10 protein-coding genes are annotated in these 12809 nt (G+C 28.8%); all 10 read left to right on the forward strand.

All coding sequences use genetic code 11. The features are described from left to right. Positions 1–160: 160 nt before the first annotated feature. The 10 genes from VJI77_RS06510 (at position 161) to VJI77_RS06555 (ending at position 12580) form a co-directional block, all read left to right on the forward strand. Positions 161–484 carry a PadR family transcriptional regulator gene (locus VJI77_RS06510; RefSeq protein ID WP_293439880.1) on the forward strand — a complete coding sequence of 108 codons (324 nt, stop codon included), beginning with the start codon at positions 161–163 and terminating at the stop codon, positions 482–484. Then, positions 477–1466, forward strand: a complete 990-nt coding sequence (locus tag VJI77_RS06515) for a DUF1700 domain-containing protein (RefSeq protein ID WP_323988808.1) — start codon at positions 477–479, stop codon at positions 1464–1466. The genes VJI77_RS06510 and VJI77_RS06515 overlap by 8 nt, the downstream gene beginning before the upstream one ends. Next, positions 1456–2526 carry a hypothetical protein gene (locus VJI77_RS06520; protein WP_323988809.1) on the forward strand — a complete coding sequence of 357 codons (1071 nt, stop codon included), beginning with the start codon at positions 1456–1458 and terminating at the stop codon, positions 2524–2526. Before VJI77_RS06515 ends, VJI77_RS06520 begins: the two co-directional genes overlap by 11 nt. Positions 2527–2896: 370 nt before the next feature. Further along, entirely contained in the window at positions 2897–4660 is a 1764-nt protein-coding gene (locus tag VJI77_RS06525) for an oligopeptide ABC transporter substrate-binding protein (protein ID WP_323988810.1), read from the forward strand. Between the two features lie 496 nt (positions 4661–5156). After that, entirely contained in the window at positions 5157–6920 is a 1764-nt protein-coding gene (locus VJI77_RS06530) for an oligopeptide ABC transporter substrate-binding protein (RefSeq protein ID WP_323988811.1), read from the forward strand. A 662-nt stretch (positions 6921–7582) separates the two neighbouring features. Beyond that, complete coding sequence (locus VJI77_RS06535; protein WP_323988812.1) at positions 7583–8272, forward strand: 5'-methylthioadenosine/adenosylhomocysteine nucleosidase; 690 nt, start codon at positions 7583–7585, stop codon at positions 8270–8272. Continuing rightward, the gene (locus tag VJI77_RS06540) at positions 8273–9124 is read left to right on the forward strand and encodes an ATP-binding cassette domain-containing protein (protein ID WP_323988813.1); all 852 of its coding nucleotides are present in this window, start codon (positions 8273–8275) and stop codon (positions 9122–9124) included. It abuts the gene before it with no gap. Between the two features lies 1 nt (position 9125). After that, positions 9126–9785, forward strand: a complete 660-nt coding sequence (locus tag VJI77_RS06545; RefSeq protein WP_313961498.1) for a hypothetical protein — start codon at positions 9126–9128, stop codon at positions 9783–9785. Between the two features lie 9 nt (positions 9786–9794). Then, positions 9795–11297, forward strand: a complete 1503-nt coding sequence (gene glpK / locus VJI77_RS06550) for a glycerol kinase GlpK (protein ID WP_323988814.1) — start codon at positions 9795–9797, stop codon at positions 11295–11297. A gap of 152 nt (positions 11298–11449) precedes the next feature. Continuing rightward, the gene (locus tag VJI77_RS06555) at positions 11450–12580 is read left to right on the forward strand and encodes an acyl-CoA dehydrogenase family protein (protein ID WP_323988815.1); all 1131 of its coding nucleotides are present in this window, start codon (positions 11450–11452) and stop codon (positions 12578–12580) included. The last annotated feature ends 229 nt before the right edge of the window (positions 12581–12809 follow it).

Below are 12809 nucleotides of genomic sequence, written 5' to 3' on the forward strand. Positions count from 1 at the left end.
ATCAACAAAGAGTTAAAGTAAATAAAGAAAAAACTAAAAAAAATTAGTAAAAATGTATTAAAAGGTATTGTGTTATATATAGTAGTGTGATATTATATATATAAGATAGTAAAACGAATAAATTCCGATATAGAATAAACAACCAATAAAGGAGGTAAAAATGGATACTCAATTTAAAAAGGGTCTGTTGGATCTCTGTGTTTTAAGCTTTCTAATGGATAAAGATATGTATGGATATGAAATTGTCCAAAACATTTCAAAATCCATTGAAGTAAGCGAGGGCACCATATATCCAATTCTCAGGCGACTAAGTAAAGAGGGTTTTTTTGAAACTTATATAGTTGAGTCAAACGAAGGCCCTGCGCGAAAATACTATAGAATTACTGTTTCTGGAATGGAACATTATAAAAATCAAGTAGAATCATGGGAAAAACTAAAAACTGGTATGGACAGTATTTTGAAAAGAGGTGAAAAAGATGAATAAGGCTGATTACTTAGATGTATTAAAGGATTATCTTTTACAATATTACTCAGAAGAGGAAAGTTTAGATATTTTAAGAGACTATGAAGAGTATTTTTTAAATGCTAAATTAGATGGAAAAACTGAGCAAGAGATAATTTTAGAGCTTGGCTCTCCTAAAATAATAGTTCAAGAACTTAGAGCTGAAGATAGAAATATTTCAAAAAAAGAAGGATTTTTTACAAACTTAACTAGAAAATTCGATAATTGGTTTGAAAAAGGTCTTTCAGAAAAGAGCTCAAGAGGAGAAATCGAAATAATGGAGAATAAATGTGATAAATTCGTAGAAAAATATGGAATTTTTGCATTTATGTTCCTAGCTATTTTTTCAGTAATAGAGTTAGTTCTAGGATTTAGATTTTTAGTTGCTCTTACAGAAATGCTAGGAATATATATCATCTCAATGTCATTTCTAGTTAGAACGAATAAAGGAATACAAACTAAGGCAGGGAAGTTTCTAACATTAGTAAATGTTTTGATTATGTTATTCTATTTTGCCTTAGCTTTTAGAGGAGTTAGTAATATTTTAGAAATAGGATTTGAGTTAGCTTTCTTTATGGCTATTCTAAACCTTGTTTTGATATTCATCTTATCAAAAGGAATGTTTTTCCTTATAATTATTTCACTATTCTTTGCAATAATGCTAATAATTTTAGGTGGAATATGGTTTTTCTTTGTAGGAATAACTTTGTTTGGAGTAGGACTTGCAATTTTCTTAACTCCATACACTCTCTCTGCATTATCATCGCTTTCACTCAATATTTTTTGGATAGTATTTCCGATAATGCTTGCGATAGGACTTTTCATAGCTATGAGTATCTTGATAAAATATTATTCTCTAGCTATATATAGATTAGTTTTAAAATATAATGACTGGATTAAAATAAAATTTATGTACTCAAGAGTTTATGGACAAAAAACAAAGGAGGACGAATATGAAAGGTAAATATTTTAAAATAAAAGTATTGGCTATAGTTTCTTTTTGTTTAATTGCCGTTGGTTTTACAGGCTCTTACAAAATGATTTGTGAAGTTCAAAGAAGAGCGGATGAAGAAATTGAGAAAAAATTAACCTACAGCTCAAAAGAAATCTTAAAAACTGAAAAAGAAATAAAATATATAGATTTAAGCAAATATGAGGGTTACAATGTTGAAATAAAGAAAAGTCAAGATGAATACAATCGTATAACAGTAACCTATAAAGATAAATATTTTGATAATGAAGCAAACTTTGATGAAAAAAATAATAATAAAATTGATGTCATAACGAAAAGAATAGATGACGAAAAAAGTTCAAGCTTTAACTATGTAACAAAAATGATTAACAACTCTGTAATTTATAATAAACTTTCGTATTCCCTTATAAGTCCTTCTAAGAAAGAAGATAAAACAAAAATAGTTATTGAGGTCAAAAATCCTATTGAAATTATGGGAACAGTAAATGGAAGTGAAAATAATGAATTATTAAAAAAAGAGTTAACTTACAGTGCCTATGATAAAAATTTATTTTCTGGAAGTCCTATTAAGAACATGCTTAATCAATTTAATGAATTCACTATTAAAGACGTAAATGACGAAATAATTGAAATTCCAAATACTTTTTTAAAAACTTTAAATTACACAACTGATAAAATTGAAAAGTTGTTGATTTCAGGAAGGCCAACTGCTTCTAGTAATGGTGATGATAATCAAACTGTGGTAAATGTTGATGCAAAAAATGTTAAAGACTTTGTAGAAGTGAATATAAATTCAATGACGACAGATTTAAATATTACTGGTGCAAAAAAAGTTATTCTTGAAGGAATGCCAAGATCTGGAGAAATTGTAGTTAAATACAAGATTAATGGAGAAGAAAAAAGTTTTGTAATAAATGAATCAAAGTCAAATGAAAAAACTACAAGAAAAGTAATAAATATTGAAAGTTATAAAATATTTAGAACTTCACTGGATAACTCTCTAATTAAAGGTAAATTAGATAAAATATCAGACTTAAAAGAAATTAAATAGAAAAGAACTCCATCTTTCCGCGATGGTAGGTATCTGGAAACATTGTAGTTTCACAAAAAATGCAGATTATTAACTTAATCTGCATTTTTTAATAGACTTCGTAAGCGAACTTCATAACAGTTTTGCTACATTATATTTAGTTAATAAAATAAAAATAACAAAAATATACAAACTTTTTTAAAAAAGTATTGTAAAAATATTTTAAATATAGTATAATATGATAAAGTTATATAGAGATAGGGAAAAGATTTTAAGATAGTAATCTTAATTATAATCTTTTGTATAACAAGATTAGCGAAGAATCATTAACAAAATACTCGCTAAATTTAAGACATGTACGTCTAAAAAATACATAAAGGGGGATTTTAGTATGAAAAAATTATCCAAAATTGTTGCTCTATGTTTAGCAACCACATTTTTATTATCTGCATGTGGTGGTAAGACTGGCAATAAAGACAAAACAAAAGATGTTGGTGTTCAAGATAAGTTAGTTATTGAAAATGAAGGAACACCAGTTGAGAATGCAACACTTAAAATTGCTTATGTAAGTGATTCTCCATTTACTGGAATTTTCCATCAAGCTTTTGCAAGTGGTAATCCAGATCAAGAAATTATGGCCTACTCCACTAATGGTACATTTAAATCTGATGAAAACTACAGATTAGTAAATGGTGGCGGTGCAGATATTGAATTTAAACCAGAAGAAAAGAAAGCTATTATAACAATACATGAAAAATATACTTGGAATGATGGTACTCCTGTTACTTCCGCAGACTTCTTAGAATACTATAAAATCATAGCTCATAAAGACTATACAGGTGTTCGTTTTGATGATGATATGAGAAATGTAGTTGGTATAGAAGAATATAGTAAAGGTGAAAGTAAGGAAATTTCAGGTTTTAAAACTTTGAGTGATAAGAAATTCGAAATTCACTTTAAAAAATTCAATCCTGGTATACTTTGGGGTGGTGGAATTCCTTTTGAACCAGTTCCAAGTCATAAGTTAAAAGACATTCCTGTTAAGGAACAAGAAGCGCATGACATCACTAGAAAGAACCCATTGTCTCCTGGACCTTACTATATCAAAGAAATAGTTCCAGGACAACAAGTTGTTTTTGAAGCTAACCCATATTACTACAAGGGTCAACCAAAGGTTAAAAAAGTTATATGGAAAATTGTTCCATCAGCTCAAATCGTTGCTGCGCTACAATCAGGTGAATATGATTTAACTGTTAGTTTAAATGCTGACCTTTATAGTAAAGTAAGTGCATTAAAGAATGTTCAAATTGGTGTACAAGATGACTTATCTTATACTTACATTGGATTTAAACTTGGTAAATGGGACAATGAAAAGAAAGAAGTTGTAACTGATCCTAATGCTAAGATGGCAGATGTAAAATTACGTCAAGCTATGGCTTATGCAATTGACAATGATGCAGTTGGTGAAAAATTCTATCAAGGTCTAAGAAGAAATGCAACCCAACTTATGATTCCTGCATTTAAAGAATATTATGATGATTCATTAAAAGGTTATACTTACGATTTAGAAAAAGCTAAAAAACTTCTTGATGAAGCTGGTTACAAAGATACAAACAATGACGGAATTAGAGAAGATAAAAATGGTAAACCATTTAAGATTAAATTTGCTTCAATGTCAGGTGGAGCTACAGCTGAACCTATTGCTAACTACTATATCCAACAATGGAAACAAATTGGCTTAGATGTTGAACTTACTAATGGAAGACTTATAGAATTTAACTCATTCTATGAAAAAGTTCAAGCTGATGATCCTGAAATTGATATTTATCAAGCTGCTTGGGGAACTGGATCAAATCCTAACCCTACAGGTCTTTACGGAAGAAAAGCTCAATATAACTTCTCAAGATTTGCAACACCTGAATTAGATGCAATATTTGATAAGATTAACTCTTATGAAGCAGTTGATAAAGAATATAGAGCAAAAGCATACAAAGAATTTGCAAACTATATGTTTGAAAATATACCAGTTGTTCCTACTCTATTTAGAAAATCTATAGTTGCTGTAAATAACAGAGTTAAAAAATGGGATACAACTCCAGGGACTACTTTTAGTATTTCTGATGTTGAATTAACAGCACCTGAACCTATAAAATAATATTTAAATACTTGTATAAAGTGTCAATGAGAAATCATTGGCACTTTTTTTGTGAAAGATCAGTTTAATAATATAAAATTTATACGAAAAATTCTATAAAAAATTATATTTTATTTTTTGAGCAAATTGATACGAGCAATATTATTTGTGATGTTAACGGGATAAAATTTTAAAGTCGAAGAATACGTTTTTACAACAAAAAATTTAAAAATAAAATTTATAAAAAATCTATTTTTATTAGATATTTACTCTAATTTGTTCAATAATTAAACTAAAAATTTAAAAAAACTACAATTTATGCTAAAAAACTATTGCAAAAAGTTTTTTTATATAGTATAATATGATAAAGTTAAGTAGAAAAACAAAGAAAAGAAGGGCAAAGCCCTTCTTAAACTTGTATTTTTATCTAACACAACGAAGTGTGCGATTAGTAAAGTAATTAATCGTTTACTACACGATGGATAGGTCGTGTAAATACATAAAGGGGGATTTAGATATGAAAAAATTATCAAAAATCGTTGCTCTATGTTTAGCAACATCTTTTTTATTCTCCGCGTGTGGCGGTAAGAGTGAAAAGAAAAACGAAGACAAGCAAGTAGGGGTTCAAGACAATATGGTTATCGAAAATGAAGGAACTCCAGTAGAAGATGCAACTCTTAAGGTTGCACATATTAGTGACTCACCATTTACTGGTATTTTCCACCAAGCTTTTGCAAGTGGTAACCCAGATTTGGAAATTTTGAACTACTGTGCAGGCGGTACATTCAAAATTGATGAAAACTACAGATTAAAAAACGGTGGCGGTGCTGACGTTGAATTCAAACCTGAAGAAAGAAAAGCAATTATAACAATAAATGAAAAATATACATGGAATGACGGAACTCCTGTTACTTCCGCAGACTTCTTAGAATATTATAAAATTATAGCTAATAAAGACTATACAGGCGTTCGTTTTGATGCAGATATGAGAAACGTAGAAGGTATAGAAGAATACAATAAGGGTGAAAGTAAAGAAATCTCTGGTTTCAAAACTATTAGTGATAAGAAATTTGAAGTAACATTTAAGAAATTTACTCCAAGTATCCTTTGGGGTGGTGGAATTCCTTTTGAACCAGTTCCAAGTCATAAGTTAAAAGATATTCCTATTAAGGATCAAGAATCTCATGACATTACTAGAAAGAATCCATTATCACCTGGACCATACTATATTAAAGAAATAGTTCCAGGACAACAAGTTGTTTTCGAAGCTAACCCTTATTACTATAAGGGTCAACCAAAGATTAAAAAAGTTATATGGAAAATTGTTCCATCAGCACAAATCGTTGCAGCTTTACAATCTGGTGAATATGACTTAACAGTTGGATTAAACTCAGACCTTTATTCAAAAGTTAAAGAATTAAAGAATGTAAAGATTGGTGTTCAAGACGATTTAGGATATACTTATTTAGGATTTAAACTTGGTAAATGGGATAAAGAAAAAGGAGAAGTTGTAACTGATCCTAATGCTAAGATGGCAGATGTAAAATTACGTCAAGCAATGGGTTATGCACTTGATAACAATGCCGTTGGTGAAAAATTCTACCAAGGTCTAAGAAGAAATGCTACTCAACTTATGATTCCAGCATTCAAAGAATACTATGATGATTCATTAAAAGGTTATACTTACGATTTAGAAAAAGCTAAGAAACTTCTTGATGAAGCAGGTTACAAAGATACTAATGGTGACGGAATAAGAGAAGATAAAGAAGGTAAACCATTAAAGATTAAATTCGCATCAATGTCTGGTGGTGCTACAGCTGAACCTATAGCTAACTACTATATCCAACAATGGAAACAAATTGGCTTAGATGTTGAACTTACTAACGGAAGACTTATAGAATTTAACTCATTCTATGATAAATTAGATGCTGATGACCCTGAAATTGATGTTTACATGGGTGGTTGGGGAACTGGATCAAATCCTAACCCATCAGGATTCTATGCAAGAAATGCAAAATTCAACTTCTGTAGATATGCAACTCCTGAATTAGATGCAATTTTAAATAAGATTAACTCTTATGAAGCTGTTGATAAAGATTACAGAGCTAAAGCATACAAAGAATTTGCAAACTATATGTTTGAAAATGCACCAGTTATTCCTACACTATTTAGAAAGAACATAACTGCTGTAAATAACAGAGTTAAGAAATATGATATAACTCCTGGTACAGACTTTAGCAATTCTGATATTGAAGTAACAGCAAAAGAACCTATTAAATAGGAATTAAAAGAAAAATAAAGAGACCACTTTTGTGGTTTCTTTTTTATTGTGAAACAACAAGGCTCTTGAAATTATGTCCGATGTAAATCGCCGTAGAAGAAAGTCTTAAGTTTTTTAAAAAATTTAAATAAAAATATCATTAAATTTCCATAAAAAAAGAATTATGATGCAATTCAAATGAATATCTTTAAATTAAAAAAGATAAATTTGATACATCATAATTCTTAAGGAAAATTTATTAAAAAGAAAATTATGCTATTTTCATTTTAAAAAGTAAAGTTTGATTAAAATTAAATTTACTTAAAATTGTAAACTTAATTTTAATCAATTAGATTACTTGTAATTTAAATGCCTTAGCCTAAAAAAATTATCAAAAAGGGCTATGGCTAAATAGGCTTTTAGCCTAAGTTCATATTCTCCATTTTGTTTTTGGGGATTATTAGGAGATTATGATGAATTAGATTTGCTTAAAAGTAAATCTAATCTTAAAAAATATTTATTTCTTTTGGATAGGATATATATATTTTGCCATAGAAACCTTAAATAAAATTTAAAAAAGTAAAAAGTTTCAAAAAAATTTTTTAAATCCCTAAAAGTATGATACAATTAATATATATAAAATAAAAAGATAATTATAATATAAAAATATAAGGGGTGGTTGTATGATAGGGATTATAAGTGCTCTTGATGAAGAGCTAATGGAAATTATAGATAAAATTGAAACAAAAAAAGTAAGGAGAGGCTGTTTTACCTTTTATCTAGCAAATATTTCTAATAAGGAAGTTGTACTTGGGATTTGTGGAGTTGGAAAAGTAAATTCTGCAATTTATACTCAAAGTATGATAGACAACTTTTCTCCTGAGATTATTATAAATATAGGAGTCGCTGGTTCAACTGACAACGATGTAAAAATAGGCGACTTGGTTATAGGTACAGAATATTTTTATCACGATTTTGATTGTACAGAAGCAGGCTATGTGATGGGACAAATTCCTGCACTTCGTGATGTTAAATTTATTGCTGATAAAAAATTAGTGGATATTTCTTATGAAAATGCGAAAAAAGTTTTACCTGAAGATAGAATTTTTAAAGGGATTATAGCTACAGGAGATGTTTTTGTAGCAAAAAAAGAAATTAAAGACAGAATAAAAGCAAATTTTAACTCTCTTTGTTGTGAAATGGAAAGTTGCTCCATTGTGCATACTTGTCATTTGAATAATGTTAGATATTTGACTCTACGTTCAATATCCGACAATGCAAATGAAGAGGCGGATTGCGATTTTGAAACCTTTGTTTTAGAGTCAGCAAAAGTTGTTAAGAGTATTATTTTAGATATTATAGAGGAAATATAAATGATTGAAATTAAGAATTTAAAGAAAAATTATGGAAAATTTGTAGCAATTGATGATTTTAATTTGGAAATTGAAGAGGGAAAGACTTACGGCATTTTGGGAAGAATCAACTCTGGTGGAACTACAATTTTTAATATTTTATGTAATTATACTTTCAAAGATGATGGGACTGTTTTAATTGACGGAAAAGAGCCTGAAAATGCGAGAGATTTGATTTATATGTGTCCAAAAATGGAATTTTATAGTGGATATACTCTAAGACAAATTTTAAAGACTATTTCAGATTTTAATTCGGATTTTGATGTAGCTTATGCACTAGAACTTTGTGAATCTTTTAAACTCGATCTTGATAAGAAGTTTAAAGTTGAAGAGAATGTTCAAAACTGTACAATCTTTAAGACTATTGTTACAATATGTATGAAAAAAAAGTATCTTCTTTTTAATAAGCCGGAAATTGGACTTTCAAGTTTAGATATTAGAAAATTAAGTGATATTTTAATGGGCAATTATAAAAGAATGGGTTATACACCGATTATCCACAGTAAAAATGTAAATTATTTTTTTGATTATCTTGACTATATAATTATTATTAAAGATAAAAAAGTAGTGCTTTTTGAAAGTAGAGAAAATCTTGAAAAAATGGTTTATTCTATTTCTGTTTCTATTGAATTTATAGATGATATCGCTAAGGAGAGAAATATTTTGGCGGTTAGAGATGTAAAAAACTTTTCTAAGTTAAAAAATGTCTATATTTTAGCAAAAGATGAAGACGAAATTAAAGAACATGGGAGTAGAACTGTATCTTTGAAGGAGCTTTATGAAGCAATTACTGCATCTGAAGGAGGTCATTAAATTGAGAAAGGGACTATTATTTACCTTAAAATTATTATTCGATACTTTTTTAATTGGAATAGTATTTTCTGTTATATGTGAACTCGTATTTTTAGCTTTTGCAAAAATTTTAAGTATTGATATATATTTAAATGCTGAAGTGTTTATGTCAATATTAACTGCAAGCTTTTTGACTTTTGTTTTCTCGAAAAAAAATATATTCAATCAACTTTTTATAAATGGATTTAGTAGAAAAAAAATAGCTAAGATTAAAACAATGAGTTGTATAGTTTATGGACTTGTGTTTTTTATACTATTTGTTGTATATGAGATTTTTTATGCAGGTTTGTTAACTGACAGCATATACTTAGATACAATTCTATATCTACTTGTTGTTTATTTAGCAATTACTTTTGTTGTAGAATTTGCTACATTTTTAGATTTGATTTACAAAAAAATCTCTATGAAAAAAGGAAAAGGTATCAATAAAGCTTTCTATAAATATGCATACTCAATAGTTCTTATACTCATAACTTATATATATAGATTGATTTATCCCGTAATTTATGATTATTGCACAAATATTGTATTGATTACTATACTATTATTGCTTGTCATATTGAAATTAATACTTTCAAATATGAATAAAAAATGGATATTAAGTATGGATATAAGAGCTTAGGAGGTTTTTATGGACGGATATATTTTGGCGTTAGACCAAGGAACGACGAGCTCAAGAGCTATTTTATTTGATCATAGTGGAAATATAAAGGGTATATCACAAAAGGAATTTAGGCAAATTTTTCCAAAGGCAGGATGGGTTGAACATGATGCAATGGATATTTGGGCGACTCAATCTGGAGTTTGCAGAGAAGTTTTAGAAAAGAATTTTGTAAGACCTAATGAAGTTAAAGCCATTGGAATTACAAACCAAAGGGAAACTACAATTATCTGGGAAAAATCTACAGGAAAGCCAATATATAATGCAATTGTTTGGCAATGTAGAAGAACTGCAGAAATTTGTGAACAAATAAGAAAAGATGGTTATGAGAGTTTGATTTTTGAAAAAACTGGACTAAAACTTGATGCTTATTTTTCCGCCACAAAAATAAAATGGATATTAGATAATGTTGAGGGAGCAAGAGAAAAGGCAGAAAAAGGAGAATTACTATTCGGAACTGTAGATACTTGGATAGTTTGGAACTTGACAAGAGGGAAAGTGCATATAACTGACTATTCAAATGCTTCAAGGACGATGTTATTTAATATAAATACACTACAATGGGATGAAGATATTTTAAAAATTTTAAATATTCCAAAATCTATACTACCCGAAGTTAGAGATTCAAGTGAAATTTATGGTTATACTGATGAATACACTTTTGGAGGAGCTAAAATTCCTATAGCTTCTGTAATTGGAGATCAACAATCTGCTCTTTTTGGACAAAATTGCTTTGAAAAAGCTGAGGCTAAAATAACTTATGGAACGGGAGCTTTTCTTTTGATGAATATAGGAAAAGAAGTTTTAAAATCTAAAAACGGACTCCTTACTACAATAGCTTGGGGATTAAATGGTGAAGTTACATATGCCTTAGAGGGAAGTATCTTTATTGCAGGCGCTGGAATACAATGGCTTAGAGATGAGTTAAGACTGCTTTATGAAGCAAGCCTATCTGAACAATATGCAAACTTAGTTGATGATACTGATGGTGTTTATATTGTTCCTGCATTTACAGGTCTTGGAGCACCTTATTGGGATATGAATGCAAAAGGAGCTATATTCGGACTTACTAGAGGAACTAAAAGAGAACATATAATTCGCGCAATGCTTGAATCTATAGCTTATCAATGTGTAGATGTATTTAATTGTATTGAAGAAGATACAAATATAAAAATACAAAATTTAAAAGTTGATGGTGGAGCAAGTGCAAACGGATTTTTGTTGCAATTCCAATCTGATATGTTAAATGCGGAGGTTACAAGACCTGAAGTCTTAGAAACTACAGCAATGGGTTGTGCCTTTCTTGCAGGGCTTGCAGTTGGATTTTGGAAAAGTACTGATGAAATAAAGAATATTTGGAAAAAAGACAAGACATTTTATCCTGTTTTAAGTGAAGAAAACAGAAATAAAAAACTTAAAGGTTGGAAAAAGGCTGTAAAGAGAACTTTTGATTGGGATAAAGATGAAGAATAATATATCAAAAAAGAGCTTAGAAAAAACTAAGCTCTTTTTTGATAATAAGTTCCATAAATTTTATTAATGATTAAAAATCACCATAAAAAATTTTAATGTTATTATTTATTTCTAGGGGTATATTCTGAATAATCATATTTTAGGAGGTAAAAATGAGAGATTATTACAAATGGGCAAAAGAATTTTCAGATAAGTATATAAAACCTGTAGCTGAAGAAATTGATGAAAAAGGAAAATTTCCAAAAGAAATATTTGATAAAATTAAAGAAGAAGGATTTTTTAAAGTTTTAGTTCCAGTTGAATTCGGTGGAGAAGGGGCTGGACCTGAAGCTCAAGCTTATATTACTCAAGCATTTGCAGAAGGAGCGGCGACAGTTGGACTTGGATATACTATGCATAATGTTGCTCTTAAATTTGTTCTTACATTTGCAAATGAAGAATTAAAAAAATTCATCATTTCTGAAGTTGCAGAAAATAATAAGATGTTATCACTTGCAAGAAGTGAATTTGAAAGTGGAGTACATGTTTTTAAATCAGATATAAAATTAGAAGAATTTGAAGATTACTCTATTATTAATGGAGTTAAAAGTATGATTACTTCAGCTAATTATGCTGATTACTATTTAATTTCGGTTCCAAAAAATAGCAAGGGAGAAATGAAAAACTGGCTTGTTCCAAGAACAACAGAAGGACTATCTTTTAAAGAAAGTGACTGGAAAGGAATAGGAATGAAAGGTAATAATTCATGTCCTATGATCATGGAAAATATTAAATTAGATAATAAATATGGAATAAAGATCTGTAGAAAAACTAATCCTCAACCGTATGAAGTTAATTTAGATGTAATTTACTTTATGACTGGTCTTGCAGGAGTATATTCAGGAGTTTGTTATTCTCTTTATGAATCAGCTTTAAACCATGCTAAAAATAGGAAATATGGAGAAAATTCACTTGCTGACATCGAAGCAATTCAAATTCACTTATCAAAACTATATACTAATGTAATTTCTGCTAAAGGTGTTTTAGAATCGGCAGTAAATTCTTTTGGAAAACTAGAAGAAGACGGCTTTAGAAAAATAATGTCTGCAAGAATTATTGCTTCAGAAAACTCAATTGAAAATGCAAATATTGCAATGAGAATTGGAGGAGGGCAAGCGTATAATAAAAAAGGAAATATTGAAAGACTAATGAGAGATGCATATGCAAGTCAAGTTATGTTTCCTAGTATCGATGTTTTAAGATCATGGGTAGGAAAAAATATAACTGGAAATTCAATCCTATAAAACTAATAATATATATAAAGAAGAAATCCTAATTTTAATTAGGATTTCTTTGTTTTGTAAAATAAAAAAATATATAAATTATGTTTTCTAAAACAATGAAAAATTTTAATATATAGCGAAAAATATTGAAAAACACATTGACTGAAAGCAAAAAGGCTGATATAATATTAAGGCACTCAAGAAGGGACTAGATAGGAAGATACCAAAGAGTAGTTTAAAAGCATAAAAA

Source organism: Parvimonas sp. D2 (assembly GCF_035282635.1).
Classification (GTDB): domain Bacteria; phylum Bacillota; class Clostridia; order Tissierellales; family Peptoniphilaceae; genus Parvimonas.

Excerpts from the sequence above, each read along its gene's own strand:
- glpK (WP_323988814.1), top strand. The coding sequence starts at position 9,795 with ATGGACGGATATATTTTGGCGTTAGACCAAGGAACGACGAGCTCAAGA.
- VJI77_RS06515 (WP_323988808.1), top strand. The coding sequence starts at position 477 with ATGAATAAGGCTGATTACTTAGATGTATTAAAGGATTATCTTTTACAA.
- VJI77_RS06510 (WP_293439880.1), top strand. The coding sequence starts at position 161 with ATGGATACTCAATTTAAAAAGGGTCTGTTGGATCTCTGTGTTTTAAGC.
- VJI77_RS06520 (WP_323988809.1), top strand. The coding sequence starts at position 1,456 with ATGAAAGGTAAATATTTTAAAATAAAAGTATTGGCTATAGTTTCTTTT.
- VJI77_RS06530 (WP_323988811.1), top strand. The coding sequence starts at position 5,157 with ATGAAAAAATTATCAAAAATCGTTGCTCTATGTTTAGCAACATCTTTT.
- VJI77_RS06535 (WP_323988812.1), top strand. The coding sequence starts at position 7,583 with ATGATAGGGATTATAAGTGCTCTTGATGAAGAGCTAATGGAAATTATA.
- VJI77_RS06540 (WP_323988813.1), top strand. The coding sequence starts at position 8,273 with ATGATTGAAATTAAGAATTTAAAGAAAAATTATGGAAAATTTGTAGCA.
- VJI77_RS06555 (WP_323988815.1), top strand. The coding sequence starts at position 11,450 with ATGAGAGATTATTACAAATGGGCAAAAGAATTTTCAGATAAGTATATA.
- VJI77_RS06525 (WP_323988810.1), top strand. The coding sequence starts at position 2,897 with ATGAAAAAATTATCCAAAATTGTTGCTCTATGTTTAGCAACCACATTT.